General features: G+C 73.1%; 23 protein-coding genes. 14 read left to right on the top strand and 9 right to left on the bottom strand.

Going from position 1 to position 21392, the window contains the following annotated elements:
• Positions 1 to 101: 101 nt before the first annotated feature.
• From QP089_RS16840 to QP089_RS16830, 3 genes are read left to right on the top strand one after another with little or no spacing between them, the layout of a single operon-like run.
• Positions 102 to 959: a helix-turn-helix domain-containing protein gene (locus QP089_RS16840; RefSeq protein WP_285912561.1), complete on the top strand. Its 858-nt coding sequence runs from the start codon at positions 102 to 104 to the stop codon at positions 957 to 959.
• Positions 956 to 1153, top strand: coding sequence for a DUF397 domain-containing protein (locus QP089_RS16835; RefSeq protein ID WP_285912560.1), 198 nt, complete (start codon positions 956 to 958; stop codon positions 1151 to 1153). Before QP089_RS16840 ends, QP089_RS16835 begins: the two co-directional genes overlap by 4 nt.
• Complete coding sequence (locus tag QP089_RS16830; RefSeq protein ID WP_285912559.1) at positions 1150 to 1326, top strand: DUF397 domain-containing protein; 177 nt, start codon at positions 1150 to 1152, stop codon at positions 1324 to 1326. The genes QP089_RS16835 and QP089_RS16830 overlap by 4 nt, the downstream gene beginning before the upstream one ends.
• Here QP089_RS16830 and QP089_RS16825 read toward each other — a convergent pair whose 3' ends face one another.
• Genes QP089_RS16825 through QP089_RS16815 form a run of 3 tightly spaced genes read right to left on the bottom strand, consistent with a single transcriptional unit; the run spans position 1327 to position 3257 of the window.
• A complete protein-coding gene (locus QP089_RS16825; protein ID WP_285912558.1) occupies positions 1327 to 1533 on the bottom strand; it encodes a hypothetical protein in 207 nt (68 codons plus the stop codon).
• 19 nt (positions 1534 to 1552) lie between these two features.
• On the bottom strand, positions 1553 to 2260 hold the full coding sequence (locus QP089_RS16820) for a helix-turn-helix transcriptional regulator (RefSeq protein ID WP_285912557.1): 708 nt from the start codon (positions 2258 to 2260) through the stop codon (positions 1553 to 1555).
• A 40-nt stretch (positions 2261 to 2300) separates the two neighbouring features.
• Complete coding sequence (locus tag QP089_RS16815; protein WP_285912556.1) at positions 2301 to 3257, bottom strand: alpha/beta fold hydrolase; 957 nt, start codon at positions 3255 to 3257, stop codon at positions 2301 to 2303.
• Positions 3258 to 3444: 187 nt separating this feature from the next.
• Here QP089_RS16815 and QP089_RS16810 point away from each other — a divergent pair, with 187 nt between their 5' ends.
• Both QP089_RS16810 and QP089_RS16805 read left to right on the top strand, forming a co-directional pair.
• On the top strand, positions 3445 to 4281 hold the full coding sequence (locus tag QP089_RS16810; RefSeq protein ID WP_285912555.1) for a 3-hydroxybutyrate dehydrogenase: 837 nt from the start codon (positions 3445 to 3447) through the stop codon (positions 4279 to 4281).
• Between the two features lie 11 nt (positions 4282 to 4292).
• A complete protein-coding gene (locus QP089_RS16805; RefSeq protein ID WP_285912554.1) occupies positions 4293 to 6176 on the top strand; it encodes a helix-turn-helix domain-containing protein in 1884 nt (627 codons plus the stop codon).
• Positions 6177 to 6238: 62 nt separating this feature from the next.
• Here the strand turns inward: QP089_RS16805 and QP089_RS16800 are convergent, their stop codons facing one another.
• From QP089_RS16800 to QP089_RS16780, 5 genes are read right to left on the bottom strand one after another with little or no spacing between them, the layout of a single operon-like run.
• Positions 6239 to 7219 (bottom strand): branched-chain amino acid ABC transporter permease, encoded by a 981-nt coding sequence (locus tag QP089_RS16800; RefSeq protein ID WP_285912553.1) that lies wholly within the window; start codon positions 7217 to 7219, stop codon positions 6239 to 6241.
• Positions 7220 to 8080: a branched-chain amino acid ABC transporter permease gene (locus QP089_RS16795; RefSeq protein ID WP_285912552.1), complete on the bottom strand. Its 861-nt coding sequence runs from the start codon at positions 8078 to 8080 to the stop codon at positions 7220 to 7222. It lies immediately after the preceding gene.
• 11 nt (positions 8081 to 8091) lie between these two features.
• The gene (locus QP089_RS16790; RefSeq protein ID WP_285912551.1) at positions 8092 to 9330 is read right to left on the bottom strand and encodes an ABC transporter substrate-binding protein; all 1239 of its coding nucleotides are present in this window, start codon (positions 9328 to 9330) and stop codon (positions 8092 to 8094) included.
• A gap of 51 nt (positions 9331 to 9381) precedes the next feature.
• Complete coding sequence (locus tag QP089_RS16785; protein WP_285912550.1) at positions 9382 to 10074, bottom strand: ABC transporter ATP-binding protein; 693 nt, start codon at positions 10072 to 10074, stop codon at positions 9382 to 9384.
• A complete protein-coding gene (locus tag QP089_RS16780; protein ID WP_285912549.1) occupies positions 10061 to 10837 on the bottom strand; it encodes an ABC transporter ATP-binding protein in 777 nt (258 codons plus the stop codon). Before QP089_RS16780 ends, QP089_RS16785 begins: the two co-directional genes overlap by 14 nt.
• A 286-nt stretch (positions 10838 to 11123) precedes the next feature.
• Here QP089_RS16780 and QP089_RS16775 point away from each other — a divergent pair, with 286 nt between their 5' ends.
• The gene (locus tag QP089_RS16775) at positions 11124 to 12443 is read left to right on the top strand and encodes a tannase/feruloyl esterase family alpha/beta hydrolase (protein WP_285912548.1); all 1320 of its coding nucleotides are present in this window, start codon (positions 11124 to 11126) and stop codon (positions 12441 to 12443) included.
• 9 nt (positions 12444 to 12452) lie between these two features.
• On the opposite strand, the gene QP089_RS16770 is transcribed toward QP089_RS16775, so the two are convergent.
• Complete coding sequence (locus tag QP089_RS16770; protein WP_285912547.1) at positions 12453 to 13478, bottom strand: PHP domain-containing protein; 1026 nt, start codon at positions 13476 to 13478, stop codon at positions 12453 to 12455.
• 83 nt (positions 13479 to 13561) lie between these two features.
• On the opposite strand from QP089_RS16770, the gene QP089_RS16765 reads away from it, so the two are divergent.
• The 8 genes from QP089_RS16765 (at position 13562) to QP089_RS16730 (ending at position 21360) form a co-directional block, all read left to right on the top strand.
• Entirely contained in the window at positions 13562 to 14875 is a 1314-nt protein-coding gene (locus QP089_RS16765) for a sensor histidine kinase (protein WP_285912546.1), read from the top strand.
• Positions 14872 to 15540 (top strand): response regulator, encoded by a 669-nt coding sequence (locus tag QP089_RS16760; RefSeq protein ID WP_285912545.1) that lies wholly within the window; start codon positions 14872 to 14874, stop codon positions 15538 to 15540. The genes QP089_RS16765 and QP089_RS16760 overlap by 4 nt, the downstream gene beginning before the upstream one ends.
• A 139-nt stretch (positions 15541 to 15679) precedes the next feature.
• Positions 15680 to 16651 (top strand): alpha/beta hydrolase, encoded by a 972-nt coding sequence (locus QP089_RS16755; RefSeq protein ID WP_285912544.1) that lies wholly within the window; start codon positions 15680 to 15682, stop codon positions 16649 to 16651.
• Positions 16652 to 16795: 144 nt separating this feature from the next.
• Positions 16796 to 17818, top strand: a complete 1023-nt coding sequence (locus QP089_RS16750; protein ID WP_285912543.1) for an alpha/beta hydrolase — start codon at positions 16796 to 16798, stop codon at positions 17816 to 17818.
• An 86-nt stretch (positions 17819 to 17904) separates the two neighbouring features.
• Positions 17905 to 19086: a PucR family transcriptional regulator gene (locus QP089_RS16745; RefSeq protein ID WP_285912542.1), complete on the top strand. Its 1182-nt coding sequence runs from the start codon at positions 17905 to 17907 to the stop codon at positions 19084 to 19086.
• An 89-nt stretch (positions 19087 to 19175) separates the two neighbouring features.
• Positions 19176 to 20090 (top strand): ACP S-malonyltransferase, encoded by a 915-nt coding sequence (locus tag QP089_RS16740; RefSeq protein ID WP_285912541.1) that lies wholly within the window; start codon positions 19176 to 19178, stop codon positions 20088 to 20090.
• A complete protein-coding gene (locus QP089_RS16735; RefSeq protein WP_285912540.1) occupies positions 20087 to 21052 on the top strand; it encodes a beta-ketoacyl-ACP synthase III in 966 nt (321 codons plus the stop codon). The genes QP089_RS16740 and QP089_RS16735 overlap by 4 nt, the downstream gene beginning before the upstream one ends.
• Positions 21053 to 21108: 56 nt before the next feature.
• Complete coding sequence (locus QP089_RS16730) at positions 21109 to 21360, top strand: acyl carrier protein (RefSeq protein ID WP_151544105.1); 252 nt, start codon at positions 21109 to 21111, stop codon at positions 21358 to 21360.
• Positions 21361 to 21392: the final 32 nt, after the last annotated feature.

Raw genomic sequence — 21392 nt, 5'->3', positions numbered from 1 at the left:
ACATTCGCCGCTCGACGGCTTCCCGGTACCGGCTCTGAACGTTTCCCGACTGAACGTTCAATCCGTTACCGCTCCGGCACACTCGGTGACATCGTTGAAGGATGCCTTCCGGTACCGCCCCCACCGTCCGCCAGCGCCGGATCGGCTCGGCGCTCCGCAAAGCCCGCGACCGCCACAACCTGACCGTCGCCACCGCCGCCCGCCGCTTCGGCCGCTCCCAGGGCTGGATGAGCATGGTCGAGAACGGCCTCCAGGCCATCGCCCCGGACGAGCTGAGCGACCTCCTCGACCTCTACGGCATCGAGGACGGCCCCCTCCGCGAATCCCTCCTCCACCTCGCCACCCACAGCCCCGGCAAATGGGTACGAGAACGGGTCGGCCGAATCTCGGCGGCCGCTCTGGACCTGGCGAGCCTCGAAGAAGACGCCGCGAAGATCCGCACCTTCCAGCCCAACATCATCCCCGGGCTGCTCCAGACCCCGGCTTACGCATCCAAGCTCATGGCCGTTGGTCCTGCCGCCAAAGACTCGCGCGCCGCCAGAACTCTGGTCGAATTCCGAATGTCCCGCCAGCAGGTGCTCAGCCGCGCCGATCCGCCCTTCTATCTACCGATCATCGCGGAGACGGTCCTCGGCAACCAGGTCGGCGGCGACGGCGCGATCCTGCGGGCTCAGGTACGACGGCTGGCAGAAGTCGCCCGGTTGGAACACGTGGACCTGCGCATCCTTCCCAGCACGGCCAGCGAATACCTCTCGCTCATCACCCCGTGCCATCTGATCTCTTTGCGCCCACCTGGGCAGCTCACCGTGACCGTGGGCGACCGCTACAACGAAAGCATTTTCGTGGAGGACGAGGACGAAGTCGCATCGCACGAGGAGATCTTCAATCTGCTGCTCTCAGCGACCCTGAGCAGATCCGCTTCGCTGAAGCTCATTGACGAGATAGCGTCGCAATCATGAACACCCTCGGACCGTCTCAAGCCCACTGGCGCAAGAGCACCCACAGCGGCGGCGACGAAGGCGAGTGTGTCGAGGTCGCCAACCTCGACGGCCACATCGGCGTCCGCGACAGCAAGAACCCCGCCGCCGGACACCTCACCCTCAGCCGCCAGGACTTCTCCGTCCTCCTCGCTCGCCTGGCCACGCAACCATGATCCGCTGGCGCAAGAGCAGCCACAGCGGCGGCAACGAAGGCAACTGCGTCGAGGTCGGTGACCTCGGCGGGCGTGTCGGTGTGCGTGACAGCAAGGATCCCGCTGCCGGGCACCTCGTCCTCAGCCGGCGCGGGTTCGCCGCTCTTCTCGCCGTCCTGGGGGCGCGGGGCTGATCAGAGGGGTTCGCCGTAGTGGTCTTCCTCCGCGTCGAACCTGCGTTGCTCGTCGTCCCTGCGGATCTCCAGGCATCGCTTGCAGGTGGCCTCGCGCGGGTCGTCACGGACCTCGTCCGGGGAGACGTACTTGCCGCACAGCGTCTGGACGATGCCGTGCTTGTCCTTTTCCGGCAGGTGGAGCACAGGCTCCTCTGACGCGCTCATGATCGAGACGTTACGCCCGTCAGACGAATTCGAGGGGGCGGACGACGTAGTCGCACGGGACGTCGTCGTGCATGGCCTCGACGACGCGTTCGGGGGCGGTCTCCTCGAGCAGGGCGGCGCGGCGGACGCGGTCGGTGCGGAAGACGCGGCGGCCGCCGCGCTTGCGGCACCAGGCGGTCAGGTACCAGCCCTTGCTCGACGCGGTGAACGAGACGGGCTCGACGTCGCGGACGGTCTCGGCGCCCGCCCGGTCGATGTAGGTGAGGCGGACGACCCGGCGGCTCATGACGGCCTCCTCCAGCACGGAGGGCACGGACGCCGGGTCGTCGTCTCCGGCGGGGATCAGGAAGCGGACGCGCTCGGCGAGTTCGCGGGCCGAGGCGCTGTCGTCCGCCGACATCGCGGTGACGATCTTCTGCAGGGCGGTGCGGGCGGAGCGGGAGTACGGGGAGCCGCCGGCGCGGGCAAGGGTGATCGCGACGGCGACGGCCTCGGCGGGGGTGAAGTTCAGCGGCGGCAGCGTCCGGCTCTTGTCGAGGGTGTACCCGCCGCCCCGGCCGACGTCGGCGTAGATCGGCACGCCGGCCTGCTGGAGCGCGCCGATGTCCCGCTCGACGGTGCGGACGCTCACCTCGTAGCGGGCGGCCAGCTCCCGGGCGCTGACCCGGCGCGGCGCGCACGCCCGCAGCTCCTCCACCAGGGCGTAAAGACGGTCGGTGCGGTTCACGCCGCGACCGTACGCGCCGGGTCCGACATTCCGCCCGGGGTCAGAGGTCGCGGAGGAAGTCGATCAGGGCGTCGTTCACCTCGGCGGGCCGCTCCTGCTGGGTCCAGTGGCCGCATCCGGGCAGCCAGACCGTGCGGCGGAGGTTCGGCACGAAGTCGGCCATGGTCTCCACCGCGTGCATGGCGCCGACGGCGACGGTGTCGCGGTCCCCGGCGACGTAGAGGGCCGGCGGGCTGATCTGGGCGCGGTGCCAGGCGGTGGTCAGCTCCCAGTTGCGGTCCAGGTTGCGGTACCAGTTGATCGGCCCGGTGAAGCCGCTGTCGGCGTATTCGGCGACGTAGGTGGCGATGTCGTCCTCGCTCAGCCAGGCGGGCAGCTTCTCCGGCTCCGGGATGGCGTCGAGGAGCCCGCCGCCCTCCGGCGCGATCCACCCGGCGGCGGCGCCGCTGCTGTCGCCGGACGCGCCGTACATCAGCCGGCGGAAGGTGGCGGCGCGGTCGCGGTCGAGTTCGGCCTCGGGGACGTCCGGCTCCTGGAAGCGGACCATGTAGAAGCCGTCGCCGAACATCCGGCGCATCGCCTCGACGGGCGGCTTCGAGCTGCGCGGCCGGTGCGGCACCGACAACCCGACGACGCCGCGGACCTTGTCGGGCCGCAGTTGCGCGGTGTGCCAGGCGACCGGCGCGCCCCAGTCGTGTCCGACGACGACGGCGCGGCCGCCGCCGAGCGCCTCGATCAGGCCGACCACGTCCCCCACCAGATGCAGGATCGAGTACTGCCCGACGTCCGCGGGGCCGCCCGTCCGGGCGTAGCCGCGCTGGTCGGGCGCGACGGCGTGGAAGCCTGCGTCGGCCAGGGCGGTGAGCTGGTGGCGCCAGGAGTACCAGCACTCGGGGAAGCCGTGCAGGAGCAGGACGAGCGGGCCCTCGCCCGCCTCGGCCACGTGCATGCGCAGGCCGCTCTGGGACGCGATGCGGCGATGCGTGATCTCGGTCATCGGAACTTCCAGGGCTGTCAGGGGACCGGGCGGGCCCAACGGTAGCCCGTGTCCAAGATCATCGCGTGGCGACCGGAGCCCTCGTGACGAGGAACGGACCACTGTAAGGGTCGACCATACTGTTCGTCATGGGATTGTGTGTCGAGGCCACATGGGAGCCCGCCGCCGCGCTCCGTAGGTTCTGCCCATGACGAGCGTGACACCGCGGCCTCCCGCGCAGGACGCGCCGGGGCCCGCCGCCGGGCCGGCGCAGGGGCCCGCGGCCCGGGCCGGCGCAGCGCCGGACCTGTCGGGCAAGCGAGCCCTGGTCACCGGCGGCGCGAGCGGCATCGGGCGCGCCTGCGCCCGGGTGCTGGCCGGCGCCGGCGCCCGGGTCGTGGTCGCCGACGTGGACGGCGAGGCGGCGCGCCGCGCGGCCGAGGAGATCGGCGGCGTCCCCCTGCTCGCCGACCTCTCCGACGTCGACCGGCTGGACGGCATCGCCGCGGGCACCGACATCCTGGTCAACAACGCGGGCGTGCAGCATGTGGCGCCGGTCCACGAGTTCCCGCCGGAGGTGTTCGCGCGGATCCTGCGGCTGATGGTGGAGGCGCCGTTCCGGCTCGTCCGCGACGCGCTGCCCGGCATGTACGAGCGGGGCTGGGGACGGATCGTCAACATCTCCTCCGTCCACGGGCTGCGGGCCTCGCCGTTCAAGTCGGCGTACGTGACGGCCAAGCACGGCATCGAAGGGCTCTCCAAGGTGATCGCGCTGGAGGGCGCCGCGTACGGCGTGACGTCCAACTGCGTCAACCCGTCCTATGTGCGGACGCCGCTGGTGGAGGGCCAGATAGCCGACCAGGCGCGCGCGCACGGCATGGCACCGGACGAGGTCGTCGAGCGCGTCATGCTGGAGCACTCGGCGGTGAAGCGGCTGATCGAGCCGGAGGAGGTGGCCGCGCTGGTCGGCTACCTGTGCTCACCGGCGGCCTCGATGGTGACCGGCGCGTCCCTCGCCCTCGACGGCGGCTGGACGGCGCACTGACAATGGCCCGTATGTCCTGCGGCGTCTTCCTCGAACTGCTCGCCCGCGAGGCGTCCCCCGTCGAGTTCGAGGGGCCGCTCGTGCAGGCGCGGGCGCAGGGCGCCCCGGCCGCAGTGCTGGCGGAGCTGGAGGCGGCGAAGCTGGCCGCGCTGCGGGTCCGCGCCGTCATGCGGCGGCACGCCCGCCGGGAGGCGGAGCTGGCGGCGCTGTTCGACACCGCGGGCGACCTCGCCGGGCTCCGCGACCTGGACGCGGTGCTGGAGGCGATCACGCGGCGCGCCCGGCGGCTGCTGAGCGCCGACATCGCGTACCTGACGCTCAACGACGACGAGCGCGGCGAGACCTACATGCGGGTCACCGACGGGTCGGTGTCGGCGGCGTTCCGGCGGCTGCGGCTGCCGATGGGCACCGGCCTGGTCGGCCTGGTCGCGCAGACGGCGATGCCGTACACGAGCGCGCACTACCTCGGCGACGAGCAGTTCCGGCACCGCGGGTTCATCGACGAGGCGGTGGCCGAGGAGGGCATCGTCGCGATCCTCGGCGTGCCGATGCGCCTCGGCAGCCGCGTGATCGGCGTGCTGACGGCCGCGAACCGCAGCGAGCGCCCGTTCGACCAGGAGGAGGTCGCGCTGCTCGGCTCGCTGGCGGCGCACGCGGCGGTGGCGATCGACAACGCCCGCCTCCTGGAGGAGACGCAGACCGCGCTGGAGGAGCTGAGCGCCGCCAACGAGGTCGTCAAGGCGCGCAGCGCGGCCGTCGAGCAAGCGGCGCGCGCACACGACCGGATGACGGCGGTGGTCGTGCGGGGCGGCGGCGTCGAGGACGTCGCGGCGGTCGTCACCGAGCTGCTCGGCGGCACGCTGCACGTCCTGGACGCCGACGGCCGGCACCTCGCCACGACCGGGGCCGCGTCGGCGGCGCTGAGCGAGGATGAGCTGTCCGGCGTGATGGCGTCGGCGCACTCGGCGCGCGCGCAGGGACGCACCGTCCGGCGCGGCGACCTGTGGATCGCCTCGGTCACGACCGGCGACGAGATGCTCGGCACGCTGGTGCTGCGCACCGCCGACGAGGTGTCCGGCGCAGACCAGCGCATCCTGGAGCGGGCCGCGCTGGTGACCGCGCTGCTGGTGCTGTTCCAGCGCAGCGTGACCGAGGCGGAGGGCCGCGTCCGCGGCGAGCTGCTGGACGACCTGCTGTCGGACCGGCGCACGGACGCCGGCACGCTGACCGTCCGGGCCAGGCGGGTGAACGTCGACCTGACCGCGCCGCACGTGGTGCTGTGCGCGCGGTACGAGTCGCACGACCACCGGCAGCGCGCCGCCTTCTGGGCATCGTCGTTCGCGGCGGTCGAGCACGGCCTGGCCGCCTCGCGCGGCGACGAGATCGTCCTGCTGCTGCCGGGCGAGCGGGCGGGCGACGCGGCGCGCCGCGTCGCCAAGGAGCTGGGCGCCTCGCTCGGCCGCCCGGCGACCGTCGGCGCCGCGGGCCCGGTGCGCGGGCCGTCCGGCATCGCGGCGGCGCACACCGAGGCGCGGCGCTGCGCGGACGCGCTGCTCGCTCTCGGCCGCCTCGGGGACGGCGCCGGCGCGTCCGAGCTGGGCTTCGTCGGCCTGCTCATCGGCGACGCGCGGGACGTCCCGGGCTTCCTCACCGGCACGATCGGGCCCGTCCTGGACTACGACGAGCGGCGCGGCACGGCGCTCGTGCAGACGCTGGACGCCTACTTCGGCACGGGCGGCAGCCTGTCCCGGACGGCCGAGCGGCTGCACATCCACGTCAACACCGTCAGCCAGCGCCTGGACCGCATCGGCCGCCTCCTAGGCGACGACTGGCAGACCCCCGAACGCGCCCTGGAACTCCAACTCGCCCTCCGCCTGCACCGCCTATCTCGTTGAGTTGCGGCGAGTCGTCGTTATCCGAGGCCGCATAACAACGACTCGCCGCAACTCAACGCGGGTCAGACGGGGGTGGTGACCTTTGCGGGGGCCGGGTCGGGGCGGCGGGCGGTGCGTTTCGCCAGCAGGATGCGGGCGGTGCCCCAGACGCCGCGCCGGAACACCAGGACCACGACGATGAAGATCGCTCCGGTGATGATGCCGGTCTCCTGGAAGCCGGACGTGGCGAGGTAGTCGTTCAGCTCCACGATCAGCGCGGCGCCGATCGCGCCGCCCCACAGGGTGCCGATGCCGCCGAGGACGACCATCATCACCGCCTGCCCGGAGGTCGTCCAGTAGACGCCGTCCAGGGACGCGAAGCCGTGGCCGATGGCGAACAGCCCGCCGCCCAACCCGGACAGCGCCGCCGACAGCACGAACACCAGCAGCTTGTAGCGGTCGATGCTGTACCCCAGCGCGCGCGCACGCGCCGGGTTGTCGCGGATGGACACCAGCACGCGGCCGAACGGCGACCGGACGATCCGCCAGGCGACGAACAGGCCGGCGAGGATGAACGGCAGTCCCGCGTAGTAGAAGAAGAACGGGTCGGACAGGTCGGCGCCGAAGAAGTCCCTCGGGATTCCCTGCAGCCCGTTCTCGCCGCCCGTCACGTCCCGCCATTGGTTGGCGACGAAGTACACCATCTGCGCGAAAGCGAGGGTGACCATCGCGAAGTAGATGCCGCGCAACCGGATCGACAGGTAACCGATCGGGACGGCGAGCAACGCGGAAAACGCCGCGCCGCCAAGGATCGCCACCGGGAACGGCAGCCCGGAGTGCACCGCGATCAGGCCCGTCGCGTACGCGGCGGATCCCCAGAACGCGGCATGGCCGAACGACAGCAGCCCGGTGAAGCCGAGCAGCAGGTCCACGGCGGCGGCGAACAGCGCCCAGCAGGCGATGTCCAACGCCACCGGCGGGTAGACGAACCACGGCAGCACCAGCGCCGCGACGAGCCCGGCGGCCAGCAGGACGGGCCGTCCGGCGAGCCTCGACAACACCATTTAGAGGGCCTCCTCGCGGCCGAACAGGCCGGCCGGGCGCCACAGCAGCACGGCCGCCATCAGGATGAACACCAGCGTCTGCGACAGCGAGGGCACGTAGTAGTTGCCGAGCGCCGAGACGATCCCGACCGCGAACCCGGCGGCGACCGACCCGAACACCGAGCCGAGCCCGCCGATCACCACCACGGCGAACACCGTGATGATCAGGTCGGAGCCCATCAGCGGGTTGACCGCCCGCATCGGCGCGGCGAGCACGCCGGCGAACGCGGCGAGCGCGATGCCGAACCCGAACACCGGCGTCACCCAGCGGGCGACGTCGATGCCGAGCGCGCGGGTCAGCTCGGGCCGCTCGGTCGCCGCGCGGACGATCATGCCGACGCGGGTGCGGGTCAGCACGACCCACACCGCCCCGCACACCACGACCGACACCGCCAGCACGAACACCTGGTAGGCCGGGTAGGTGAACAGGCCGAGGTCGATGGAGCCGCCCAGCGCGGACGGGCGCGGGTACGGCTGCGACTGCACGCCGTACTCCCGCTTGACCAGGTCCTGGAGGATCAGCGCGAGACCGAAGGTGAACAGGAAGTTGTAGAGCGGGTCGAGCGGCGCCAGGCGGCGGATGAACAGCCGCTCCAGCACCGTCCCGGCCGCGCCGAGCAGGATCGGGACGAGCGGCAGCGCGACCCAGAAGTCCACGCCCCACGAGTCGAGCAGGACGTAGGAGCCGAACGCGCCGAGCATGTAGAACGCGCCGTGCGCGAAGTTGACCACGCCGAGCATCCCGAAGATGACCGACAGGCCGAGGGCGAGCAGGGCGTAGAACGCCCCGCCCACCAGGCCGTTGAACGCCTGTTGCAGCACGCCGGCCCGCCCTACGGCTTGCAGGCGGGGTCGGGCTGCTGGAACGCCTGCGCCGCCGGGATCGTCTTGAGGATCTTCTCGTAGTCCCAGGGCTCCTTGACCTCGCTGGACGGCTTCACCTGCGCGATGTAGGCGTCGTGGAGGAGGAGGTGGTCCTGGGCGCGGATGGTGCCGGTGGAGGTGAACACGTCGTCGACCTTGTGGCCTTCGAGCTGCTTCACCACGTCGTCGGCCTTGTCGGTGCCGCCGCGCTGCACGCCCTCCAGGTACTGCAGGGCCGCGGAGTAGTCGGCGGCGTGCACGGCCGTCGGGCGCTTGCCCGTCTTGGCCTGGAACTTGTCGGCCCAGGCGCGGTTGCCCTGGTTGGCGTTCCAGTACCAGAAGTCGGTGAAGCGCGTCCCGGCGAGGGCGTCGGGGCCGAGGGAGTGGATGTCGGTGATGAACATCAGGCCGGTGGCGAGGCCGACGCCCTTGTCCCGCAGCTTGTACTCGTTGTACTGCTTCACCAGGTTGACCAGGTCGCCGCCCGCCTGCATGGCGCCGAGCACCTGCGGCTTCGGCTTCATCCCCGGCGCCTTCAGCAGGAACGTCGAGAAGTTGTCGTTCGGGAACGGCGTTGGGTCGGACTTGACGACGGTGCCGCCGGTGTCCTTCACGGCCGCGGTGAACGTCTTCTGCATGTCCTGCCCGAACGCGTAGTCCGGGTAGACGATGTACCAGTTCTTCGAGCCGTCCCTGGTGACCTCGCTACCGGTCCCGTGGGCCAGCATGTAGCTGTTGTAGCCGTAGTGGAAGGTGTACTTGTTGCACTGCTTGCCTTCCAGCGCGGTGGACGCGGCGCCGACGTCGATGAACAGCCTCTTCTTGTTCTTGGCGACGGTCGCGACGGCCAGCGCGGCCGACGAGGTCGGCACGTCCACGATGATGTCGGCCTTCTGCCGGTCGTAGAGCTCCTGCGCCTTGGAGTTCGCCACGTCGGGCTTGTTCTGGTGGTCGGCGTCCACCACCTCGATCTTCTTGGCGACGGCCTTGCCGCCGTACTTGGCCTTGTAGTCGGCGACGGCCATCTTCACCGCCTCGACGGCGTTCTTGCCCGACAGGTCGGCGTAGACGCCGGACTGGTCGGTGAGGACGGCCAGCACGACCTTGCCGTCGCTGATCTTTCCCCCGCCCCCGCCGGGTCCGCCCGCGCAGCCGGCCAGCAGCGCTCCGGCGGCGGCGAGCGCCGCCGAACGTCGCACAAGTGTCATGGGGGTCTCCCTGCTGTGTTCCGAGGTGGTTCCGGTGACCGGGCGCACCGGCTAGATTCCGAGGTATTCGAGGAGCTCGCCCTCGCGGGCGCGGACCTCGTCGTTGTCCAGCGACTCCACGACGCGGCCCTCCGCGAGCAGGTGGTGGCGGTCGGCCACGGTCGCGGCGAAGTGCACGTTCTGCTCGATGAGCAGGACGGTGACGCCGGCCGCCTTGACCTCGCGCAGGATGGCGCCGATCTGCTGGACGATCAGCGGCGACAGGCCCTCGGTGGGCTCGTCGCACAGCAGCAGCCGGGCGCCGGTGCGCAGCACCCGGGCGAGCGCGAGCATCTGCTGCTCGCCGCCCGACAGCTTCGTCCCGGGGAACCGGCGCCGCTCGCGCAGCCGCGGGAACGTGTCGTACACCCGCTCCAGCGGCCACGGGTCGGGGCCCATCGCGGCGGGAAGGGTGAGGTTCTCCTCGACCGACAGCGTGGCGAAGATGCCGCGGTCGTCCGGGACGTAGCCGAGTCCGCGGCGGGCCCGCTTGTGCGGGCCGAGCGCGGTGATGTCCTCGTCCAGGAACCCGATCGTCCCCTTGGCGTCCTTGTGCAGGCCCATGAGGCAGCGCAGCAGGGTGGTCTTGCCCGCGCCGTTGCGCCCGACCAGGGTGACGATCTCGCCCTTGTCGACGTGCAGGGACACGTCCCGCAGCGCCTGCGCCTCGCCGTACCAGGCCGACAGTCCGTCAATGCGCAGCATTGGAGTCTCCGAGGTAGGCGGTGACGACGCGGGGGTCGTGGCGGATCTCGGCGTAGGGGCCCTCCACGAGCACCCGGCCCTGCTGCAGCACGGTGACCCGGTCGGCGAGGCTGGAGACGACGCTCATGTTGTGCTCGACCATCACGACGGTCAGCGATCCGCCCGCGTTCTCCCGGACCCGCTGGACGAGTCGGACGGTGCCGTCGACGTCCTCCACGCCCATCCCGGCGGTCGGCTCGTCGAGCAGCAGCACCTTCGGGTCGAGCGCGAGGGCGAGCGCCAGTTCCAGCGCGCGCTTGCGTCCGTAGGCGAGCGCGCCGGCGGGGGTGGCGCCGTGGCCGTCCAGGCCGACCTGTTCGAGCAGTTCGGCGGCGCGGCCGGAGAAGCGGCGCAGCGCCTTGTCCGAGCGCCAGAACCGCCAGCCGAGCCCGGTGCGGCCGGCCAGCGCCAGCTCGACGTGCTGGAGCGGGGTGAGCTCGGCGAACAGGCTGGTGATCTGGAACGACCGGGCCAGGCCGAGCCGCGCGACGTGCTCGGGGCGCCGGCCCGCCAGCTCGTGCGGGCCGAGCCGCACGCTGCCCGCCGTCGGCTTCAGGAAGCCGGTGAGCAGGTTGAACAGCGTGGTCTTGCCCGCGCCGTTCGGCCCGACCAGCGCGTGCACCGAGCCCTCCGCGACGTCCAGGTCGACGCCGTCGACGGCCCGGAAGCCGCGGAACTCCCGCACCAGGCCGCGCGCCGCCAGAACCGGGGCTGGACCGGCCATGCGCCCTCCTCGCTCAGCGTTCTCAGTGTTCGAAGCGACCAGTGACCCGGGCCACACCGGGTCGCCGTGACCGGGAACGCTAAATCCCGTCCGGAGGGCGGACCATGTGAGCCGCCCCCACATTCCGGCGGCCCGATACGGGCGTGACCCACATCACATGCAGGTCACGGCGGGCGGCACATGCCGCCGCCCCCGGATATGTGGGCCGCGCACGTGGCCGCGCCCGCGCCGGCTCACGACCATGACGGCACCCGTCCCCGCCCCGGGGACCGCCGAAGGAGCCGGAATGCCGAAGGTCCGCAGCCTCCTGACCGCCACCCTCCTGACCGGCGCCGCGCTCGGCGCCGCGGTCCCGGCGCCGGCGCAGGCCCGGGACTGCGCCCCGCGCGCGGCGGTCCCGGGCGCGCAGAAGCAGGTGGCGGCCTGCCTCAGCGACCTCACCACCGCGGGGACGGTCGCGTCCGGCCACACCGTCCCCGCCGACTGGGCGGGCCTGCAGTCCACCGCCACGAAGAACCCGGCGCACGTTCCGGGCGTCCAGATCGACGGTTACTTCCCCGACACCTCGACGACCAACGCCGACAACGGCTGGAACCACGACGCCCAGTTCGTCATCCGGCTGCCGGAGCACTGGACGGGCGGCCTCGTCGTCGCGGGCTCTCCCGGCAACCGCCGCCAGTACGCCAACGACTTCACCATCTCCGACTGGGCGCTCGCCAAGGGCTACGCCTACGCCGCCACCGACAAGGGCAACACCGGCACGGAGTTCTACACGGACGGCCGCCGCCCCGGTGACGCGATGGTCGAATGGAACGACCGGCTCACCCAGCTCACCCGCGCCGCCAAGAAGGTGGTGGCCCGCCACTACGGGCACTCACCCCGCCGCACCTACGCGGCGGGCATCTCCAACGGCGGCTACCTCGTCCGCTGGCAGTTGGAGAACCACCCCGAGCTGTACGACGGCGGTATCGACGCCGAAGGGACGCTCTGGCGCGCGGACGGTCCGAACCTGTTCACGTACCTGCCGTCCATCCTGCGCGCTTACCCGTCGTACGCGGCGACCGGCGACCCGTCCGCCCACAAGGCACTCCTCGACGCGGGCCTCGCCCCCGGATCGGAATTCCTGTGGCCGTTCCATAACCAGGTGTACTGGAACCTCACCCAGACCATCTACCGCAAGGAATTCGACCCGTCCTACACGGGTGACGAGTCGGCCTACAACTACGCGGCGCGTCCCCGCTCCGTCCATAAGGCGGTCGCTCGCGTCGCCCTGACGGGCCGCATCCACAAGCCGCTCATCACGCTGCAGGGCACCTACGACTCGCTGCTGCCGATCAGCACCGACTCCGACGTCTACTCCCGGATGGTTCGCGCCCGCGGCTCAGCGCTCTACCGCTACTACCGCGTCGAGGCCGCCAACCACGTCGACGGCCTCTACGACACCTACCCCGACCGGCTCCGCCCGCTCCTGCCCTGCATGCGCAGCGCGTTCACGGCGCTGGAGTCGTGGACGACGCACCACCAGCCCCCGCCCGCCAGCGCCACACTCCCCCGCCCAACAACCGGCGACCTCGTCAACACGTGCTCGCTGGAGACCGCCTCCTGACCGGGTCGTTCAGGTGCCGCGGGTCCAATCGAGGAGGGCGTTGGCGGGGAGGGTGTTGACCACTCGGTCGGTGGGGACTCCGCAGCGGGCGGCGCGCTCGCAGCCGAAGTGCTGCCAGTCGAGCTGGCCCGGGGCGTGCGCATCGGAGTCGATCGAGAAGCGGCAGCCGGCCTCGACCGCGAGGCGCAGCAGCCGCTTCGGCGGATCGAGGCGCTCCGGACGCGAGTTGATCTCCACGGCGACGTCGTAGGCGGCGCAGGCGTCGAAGACGAGCGCGGCGTCGAACTCCGACTCGGGCCGCAGCCCGCCCCGCTTCCCGCCCGCCTTGACGATCCGTCCGGTGCAGTGGCCGAGGACGTTCACGCGCGGGTTCGCGATGGCGGCGACCATGCGCTTCGTCATGGCGACGCGGTCCATGCGGAGCTTGGAGTGGACGCTCGCGACGACGACGTCCAGCCGGTCGAGCAGGTCCGGGTCCTGGTCGAGCGCGCCGTCGTCGAGGATGTCGACCTCGATCCCGGTGAGGATGCGGAACGGCGCGAGCCGCTCGTTCAGCTCGGCGACGACGTCCAGCTGGCGGCGCAGCCGGTCCGCGGACAGCCCGTTGGCGACCTTCAGGCGAGGCGAGTGGTCGGTGAGCGCGAGGTACTCGTGGCCGAGCGAGCGGGCGGTCTCGGCCATCTCCTGGATCGGCGACCCGCCGTCCGACCAGTCGCTGTGGGTGTGCAGGTCGCCGCGCAGGGCCGAGCGCAGCGCGGCGGTCGCCTCGTCCAGCGGCTCGCCCTCGGTGGCCTCCAGCCGGCGCAGGTAGACGGGGGTCTCGCCGCGCAGCGCCTCCTCGATGACGAGGGCCGTCACCTTGCCGATGCCGGGCAGCTCGGTCAGCGTGCCCGCGCGCGCCCGGTCCCGCAGCTCGTCCGGAGACGCCGCCTCGACCTGATCGGCGGCCTTGCGGAACGCCCGGACGCGATAGGTCGGCTCATGCGCGCGCTCGAGCAGGAACGCGATGCGGCGCAACGCTTCAACGGCCTCCACCCTCCGCACGCTACCCAGGTATGAGCGCGGTGTCGCACCGCGGTGTCATACGGGTGCGGGCGCCGCTTCTCTAGCCTGGGCTCATGGCCGGGCAGAACACCGACGACGCGTCCTCGGCGCCGAACGGCTTGCTGAGGGGCGTCCTCGCCGCGGCCGTGACCGGGCAGGCCGATCCCGTGCCGCCCGGACGCGGGTGGCCGGCGCCGCTGCGCTGGACGCGGTTCATCGGGATCGGGCGGCTGCCGTACGGCCTGGTCGTCAACGTGGTCGGCATCGGCCTGACGATCGCGCTGGCCGCCGGGACGAACTCGCTGCTGGCCACGCCGCAGCCGTTCCATCCAGGGCTGCCCGTCGCGGAGCCCGTCCGGCTGATCGCGTCGATCGCGGTGACGCTGCCGCTGGCGCTGCGCGACCGGCACCCGCTCGGCGCGTGGCGGCTGAGCTTCGTGGCGATCGCGCTCGTCCCGGCGGACCGCTGGCTGGGCGGCCCCTACCTGCCGGCCGGGCTGTTCGCCGCGATCGTCTGCCTGTACACGGTCGCGGTGCGGTGCCCGCGCGACATCACCATCGGCGTCGGCCTGCTGTCGCTGGCCGGAGTGTGGATCAAGGACGCCGAGAGCGCGGGCGGCGCGACGGTCGTGGTGCTGCTCGCCCTGGTCGTCGGGTACGCCGTCCGGCTCCGCAACACCTCCCGGATGCAGCTGGCCGCGCAGCGCCGCGAGCTGATCGAGCAGGAGAAGCGCCACCAGGCCGCGGAGGCGGTGCTGACCGAGCGGCAGCGGATCGCGCGGGAGCTGCACGACGTGGTGGCGCACCACATGTCGATGATCGCGATCCAGGCGGAGGCCGCGCCCTACAAGGTCGAGGCCGTCCCCGACGAGACCCGCAAGGACCTGTCGGAGATCCGCGCGACCGCCCTCGACGCGCTGACCGAGATGCGCCGGATCCTCGGCGTGCTGCGCTCGGAGGACGGCGCCGAGACCGCGCCGCAGCCGAGCCTGGAGCGGCTGGACGAGCTGGTCGCGCACGCGCGCGGCGCCGGGCTGACCGTCTCGACGCGGCTATCCGGCGACCTGGACGGGCTGCCGCCGGGCGTCGGGCTCACCGCGTACCGGATCCTCCAGGAGGCGCTGAGCAACGCGATGCGGCACGCGCCCGGGTCGAGGGTGGCGGTCGCGGCGGTCCGGGAGGACGGCATACTGCGGCTCGGCGTCGTCAACGGCCCGCCGGGCGACGGCGACGTCCCGGTCCCCTCTCCGGAGGGCACCGGCCACGGGATCATGGGGATGCGCGAGCGGGCGTCGATGCTGGGCGGCGAGGTGTCCGCCCGGGACACCCCGGACGGAGGTTTCGCCGTGAACGCCACCCTCCCGGTGAAGGCGCGGGACGCGACGTGACCGTGCGCGTGGTGATCGTCGACGACCAGGGCATGGTCCGCACCGGGTTCGGGGTGCTGCTGAACGCCCAGCCCGACATCGAGGTCGTCGGGGAGGCGGTGAACGGCGAGGAGGGGCTGCGGCGCGTCGCCGAGCTGCGGCCCGACGTCGTCCTGATGGACGTGCGGATGCCGGTGATGGACGGCCTGGAGGCCACCCGCCGGCTCCTCGACGGCGCCGGCGAGGGCGACCGGCCGAAGGTGCTCATGCTCACCACGTTCGACCTGGACGACTACGTCTACGAGGCGCTGCGCGCCGGCGCCAGCGGGTTCCTGCTGAAGGACGCCTCGGCGGCGGAGCTGGCCGACGCGGTGCGGATCGTGGCGGCGGGCGACGCGCTGCTGTCCCCGTCGATCACCCGGCGGCTGATCGCGGAGTTCTCCCGGCTGGGCGGGCCGCGGGCGCCGTCGCGCAGGCGGCTGCAGGACCTGACCGAGCGGGAGACCGAGGTGCTCGGCCTGGTGGCGCGGGGCCTGTCGAACGGGGAGATCGCGGCGGAGCTGGTCGTCGCGGAGCAGACCGTCAAGACCCACTTCGGGCGCATCCTGATGAAGCTCGGGCTCCGCGACCGGCCGCAGGCGATCGTGTACGCCTACGAGGTCGGCCTGGTCAGACCCGGCGACTGACACCCGGGCCGCCTCGGAGGTATCGCGCGTAGTACCGGGGACCGACGCCGCAGGACCGCACCGCCGGTTGATCCGCGCTCGGGCGTCCGGTTCGTAGCGTCCTGGTCAGTACTCCACCCACTGACCAGGAAGGGCTCCGATGGGCAGCGGTCACCCGGCTCCCGGCCGGCGCGCCAGGGCGGTCGCGGCCGCCGCCGTGCTGGCGGTGGTCGCCTCGGCGACGACGGCGGCCGGGCACGCGGAGGTGTACGCGGCGCCCGCGCCGCTGCCCGCCCTGTCGGCCGCGGCACTGGACGCCCGGTACCAGGCCGTGGACGCGGAGATCGCCCGGGCGCGGGCGACGGCCCTGCGGGTCCGCGACCGGGGCCGGGCGCGGGCGCTGGCGGCGTTCCTGGCGCCGGGCCGCCGGTTCCTGGCGTTCGACGCGCGCGGCCGCGGCCGGGCCGTGGAGGTCCTCGGCGACCTGGCGCGGGCCGACCGGATCGCGGTCGTGGTGCCCGGCGCCGACACCGCGCTCGCCAACTTCGACTCGCCGAAGTTCGTCGGCGGCGGCAGCCGCGCCCTGTACCGGCAGGCCCGCGCGGACGCGCCGGGCGAGCGGATCGCGGTGATCGCCTGGCTCGGCTACCGCGCACCGAGGACGCTGAGCCCCGAGGTGCTGACCAGCGGCCCCGCCGCCGACGGCGCCCGCGCGCTCGGCCGGTTCCTCACCGGCGTGCGCGCGGCCAACGGGCGCGCCCGGATCGCCCTGCTCTGCCACAGCTACGGGTCGGTGGTGTGCGGGAAGGCCGCCCGGCACCTGGCCCCCGCGCCGGTCGACGAGATCGCGCTGTTCGGCAGCCCCGGCGTCACCGCGCACCGGGCGTCCGACCTCGGCACGTCCGCCCGCGTCTGGGCGGGGCGCGCCGGCGGCGACTGGATGGAGTACGTGCCGAACGTCCGCTTCGCCGGGATCGGCTTCGGCGCGGACCCGGCGTCCCCGGAGTTCGGCGCGCGGCGCTTCGACGCCGGGACCGGCCCGCACAGCGCGTACCTCAAGCCCGGCACGGTCGCGCTCCGCAACCTCGCGCTGATCGCGCTCGGCCGCGACGCGCAGGTCGCCCCCGCCTGACCGCCCGCGCCCGCCGGGCCGCCACGCCCGGGCCGCCGTCCGCCCGAACCCCGCCGCGGGCCCGCGCATCCCACCACGTGCCCCCTTCGGCCGCGGAGCCCGCCCGGAATCCGCCGGCGCCCCCGGATGGTAGAAAGAGCGAAGATGCCGCCGCCACCCAAGACGACCTCCAGGCGCGCCCGACGGCTACGGCGGGCGCTGGCGGGCACCGTCTCCGCCGCGGCCCTCATGCTGACCACCGCCGGGACCGGGCACGCCGACCCGTACGCGCCGCCCGCCGCCGTCCCCTCGCTGGCGGCCTCGACGCTGGACGTCCGCTACGCCGCCGAGCACCGCGCGATCGAACGGGCCCTGCGGACCGCCCGCGACGTCGGCGACCAGGGCCGGGCCCGCGCGCTCGGCGCGTTCCTCGACCCCGGCCGCCGGTTCCTGTACTTCGACCCGCGCGGCGGCGGGCGGGCCGTCGAGGTCGTCGGCGATCTCGCGCACGCGCGCCGCGTCGCGGTGCTCGTGCCGGGCGCCGACACCACGCTCACGGCGTTCGACCGGCGGGGCGGCAAGCCCTGGTCCACGCCGGGCGGCGGCGCGCGGGCCGTCCGCGCCGAGGCCCGCTCGCTCGCCCGCGACCCGGGGCTCGCCGTCGTGGCCTGGCTCGGGTACGCCGCGCCCAGGACCTTCAGCGGCGACGTCCTGACCGACCGGCGCGCCGACGAGGGCGCCCGCAAGCTGCTGGACTTCCTCACCGCCATGCGCCGGGTCAACCCCCGCGCCGGCGTCGCGCTGCTGTGCCACAGCTACGGCTCGGTCGTGTGCGGGCGCGCCGCGCTCGGCGACCACGGCACCGGCGCGCCGGCCGCCGCGTGGCGGCAGGTCGGCGACATCGCCCTGTACGGCAGCCCGGGCACCACCGCGTGGAAGGCCGCCGACCTGAGCCGCACCGCCCGCGTCTGGGCGGGACGCGGCGCGACCGACTGGATGGAGGACGTCCCGCACGTGCGGATCCTCGGCCTCGGGCTCGGACCCGATCCGGTCTCGCGCGGCTTCGGCGCCCGGGTGTTCGCCGCCGGACCGGGCGGCCACAGCGACTACCTGCGCCCCGGCTCGCTCGCGCTGCGCGACCTCACCGCGATCGCCCTCGGCGACCCTGCCGCCGTCGCGCGCGGCTGACCGCCGTCCCGAAAGCGCCGCCCCCGGAGGGAACGGTTCGCTCACTCAGGGACGGATCATCTCCCGTTCGGTGGCACTCTGGGGAGGTGGACACCGCAGGCGAGGCCGAAATCCGCGAGCAGACCACCCAGCGCCTGGAGAAGGCGATGGGCACGTTCGGCACCGCGGCGCTGACCAGCATGGAGGAGCAGCTCCCCTGGTTCCGGCGGATGCCGCCCGACCAGCGCTCCTGGATCGGCCTGGTCGCGCAGGCGGGCATCGCCGCGTTCGTGGAGTGGTTCAAGAGCAACGAGCGGACCCGGCCCGCCATCGCCGGCGAGGTGTTCGGCACCGCGCCCCGCGAGCTGCTGCGCTCCATCAAGCTGCACCACACCATCGACATGATCCGGGTGATCATCGACGTGGTGGAGACCCGGCTGGACGAGCTGGCCGCGCCCGGCGGCGAGGCCCAGCTGCGCGAGGCCATCCTGCGCTACACCCGGGACGTGGCGTTCGGCGCGGCCCAGGTGTACGCGCGCGCCGCCGAGACCCGCGCCGCCTGGGACGCCCGGCTGGAGGCCCTGGTCGTCAACGCGGTGCTGCGCGGCGAGGTCGACGACGGCATGCACTCCTGGGCCGCGGCGCTCGGCTGGACGTCCAAGCCCGTCACGGTGATCGCCGGATACACCCCCGAGGACGAGGAGCCCGAGGTCACCATCGACCAGATGCAGCTGGCCGCCCGCCGCGCCCGCGCCGACGTGCTGGCCGGCGTGCACGGGCACCGCGTCATCGTGATCGTCGGCGGCGACGCCGACCCGATGGAGGCGGCCCGCCCGATCGCCGCCAAGTGCGGCCCCGGCCCGGTCGTCGTCGGCCCGCAGGTCGGCGACCTGTACGACTCCACCAAGTCCGCGCAGGCCGCGGTCGCCGGGCTGCGCGCCGCGGCCGGCTGGCCGGACGCGCCGCGCCCCGTCCAGGCCACCGAGCTGCTGCCCGAGCGGGCCCTCGACGGCGACGGCCAGGCGCGCCGGTACCTGGTCGAGAGCGTCTACAACCCGATGCTCGCCGCCGGCGCCCCGCTGCTGGACACCCTCACCACCTACCTGGAGCAGGGGTCGTCGCTGGAGGCGACCGCCCGGCTGCTGTTCGTGCACCCCAACACCGTCCGGTACCGGCTGCGCCGCGTCACCGAGCTCACCGGCCTCGCGCCCACGGACGGGCGCAACGCGTTCACTCTCCGCATCGCCCTGGTCCTGGGCCGCTTCGCCGCCCGCCCGCCCCGGGCATAGGGGTTGTAGGGGTCGTACAAAGGGGTGCTGACAAAGTTCGTTGCGATCGGCATCGAGAGCGCGGGGGCGTTCGCGGGAGGCTGGTCGTTGTGATCCTCCTCGCATCGCCCGGCCAGGGCGCCCAGACCCCCGGCTTCCTGCAGCCATGGCTAGAGATACCCGGAGTCGCCGACCGCCTGGCCTGGTGGTCGGCCGTCACCGGGCTGGACCTGGTCCGGTACGGGACGACCGCCGACGCCGAGGAGATCCGTGACACCGCGGTGGCGCAGCCGCTGCTGGTCGCCGCCGCGCTCGCCGCCCACGAGGTGCTGTACAAGGACGGCGTCCCGGGCGCCGTCGCCGGGCACAGCGTCGGGGAGCTGGCCGCCGCCGCGATCTCCGGGGTGCTGTCCCCCGAGGCCGCGCTGGTGCTCGTCCGGGAGCGGGGCCGCGCGATGGCCGACGCCGCCGCCGTCACCGAGACCGGCATGACCGCCGTGCTGGGCGGCGACGCCGACGAGGTGCTCGCCTCGATCGACAAGCACGGGCTCACCCCCGCCAACGTCAACGGCGCCGGCCAGGTCGTCGCCGCCGGGACGACCGAGCAGCTGGCGCGGTTCGCCGACGAGCCCCCCGCGAAGGCGCGGCTGCGGCCGCTGTCGGTCGCCGGCGCCTTCCACACCGACCACATGGCCCCCGCCGTCGACGCCCTGCGCCGCCTCGCCCCCGGAGCGCCCGTCGCCGACCCCCGCACGAGGCTGCTGCAGAACCGGGACGGCGCCGTCGTCGCCTCCGGCCGCGACTTCGTGGCGCGCCTCGTCGAGCAGGTCAGCACCCCGGTCCGCTGGGACGCGTGCATGGCGACGATGCGCGAGATCGGCGTCACCGCGATCATCGAGCTGCCCCCGGCCGGCACGCTGGTCGGGCTGGCCCGCCGCGAGCTGAAGGGCATCGAGCTGGTGGCCCTCAAGACCCCCGCCGACCTCGACAAGGCCCGCGAGCTGATCGAGGCGGACGCGTCATGACCGGGCTGCGCATCCCCGACGCGACCGCGGGCGCCCGCATCCTGGCGTTCGGCGACTACCGGCCGGCCCGGATCGTCACCAACGAGGAGCTGGCGCGGACCGTCGACACCAACGACGAGTGGATCCGCACCCGCGTCGGCATCCAGGAGCGGCGGATCGCCGGCGACGACGAGGGCATCGTCGAGCTCGGCGTGCACGCGGGCGGCAAGGCCCTCGCCAACAGCGGCCTCGACCCGTCCGACATCGACCTGGTGATCCTCGCGACCTGCTCGGCGGAGTCGCCGATGCCCGGCCACGCGCCGCAGGTCGCGCACCGGCTCGGCATCGACGCGCCCGGCGCCTTCGACCTGAACGCCGCCTGCGCCGGTTTCTGCTACGCGCTCGGCACCGCCAGCGCCGCCGTCCGCGCCGGCAGCGCCCGCAACGTGCTGGTGATCGGGTCGGAGAAGATGTCCCAGTGGATCGACTGGACCGACCGCTCCACCAGCATCATCTTCGCGGACGGGGCGGGCGCCGCGGTCGTCACCGGCAGCGAGTCCCCCGGCATCGGCCCGGTCGTGTGGGGCAGCGCCGGGGAGGACTACGACAAGATCATCATCGACGACCGGCACTCGTTCATCCGGCAGGAGGGCCAGTCGGTGTTCCGCTGGGCCACCACCGCCATCGCGCCGGTCGCGCTGGAGGCGTGCGAGCGCGCCGGGATCGCCCCCGGCGACCTGGCCGCCGTCGTCCCGCACCAGGCCAACCTCCGGATCATCCAGGCGATCGCCCGCAAGGTGAAGGCCACGAACGCCGTCGTGGCCGACGACATCGTGCACTCCGGCAACACCTCGGGGGCCTCCATCCCGCTGGCCCTGTCCCGCATGATCGAACGCGGCGACGTACCGTCCGGCGCCCCCGCCCTGCTGGTGGGGTTCGGTGCCGGTCTGTCCTACGCTGCCCAAGTCATCCAGATCCCGTAGGCCGTCACGCCTGCTCGCAGGCTCTGGACCAACCCATCAAAGGAGAATCCGAAACCATGGCAGTCGCCACCGAACAGCAGATCCTGGACGGCCTCGCCGAGATCATCGACGAGATCGTCGGCATCGACAAGTCCGAGGTCACCCCGGAGAAGAACTTCATCGACGACCTCGACATCGACTCGCTGTCGATGGTGGAGATCGCGGTGGCCGCGCAGGACCGCTTCGGCGTCGAGATCCCCGACGACGAGCTGCGCAACCTCAAGAGCGTCCAGGACGTCATCAACTTCGTCCAGAAGCTCCAGAGCTAGTTCCAGACGGTGGCCGGACGCGCACCAGGCGC

The sequence above is a fragment of the Actinomadura opuntiae genome (assembly GCF_030283205.1).
In the GTDB taxonomy this organism is placed as follows: Bacteria; Actinomycetota; Actinomycetes; order Streptosporangiales; family Streptosporangiaceae; genus Spirillospora.
This window is presented reverse-complemented; position numbering and strand designations above follow the sequence as displayed.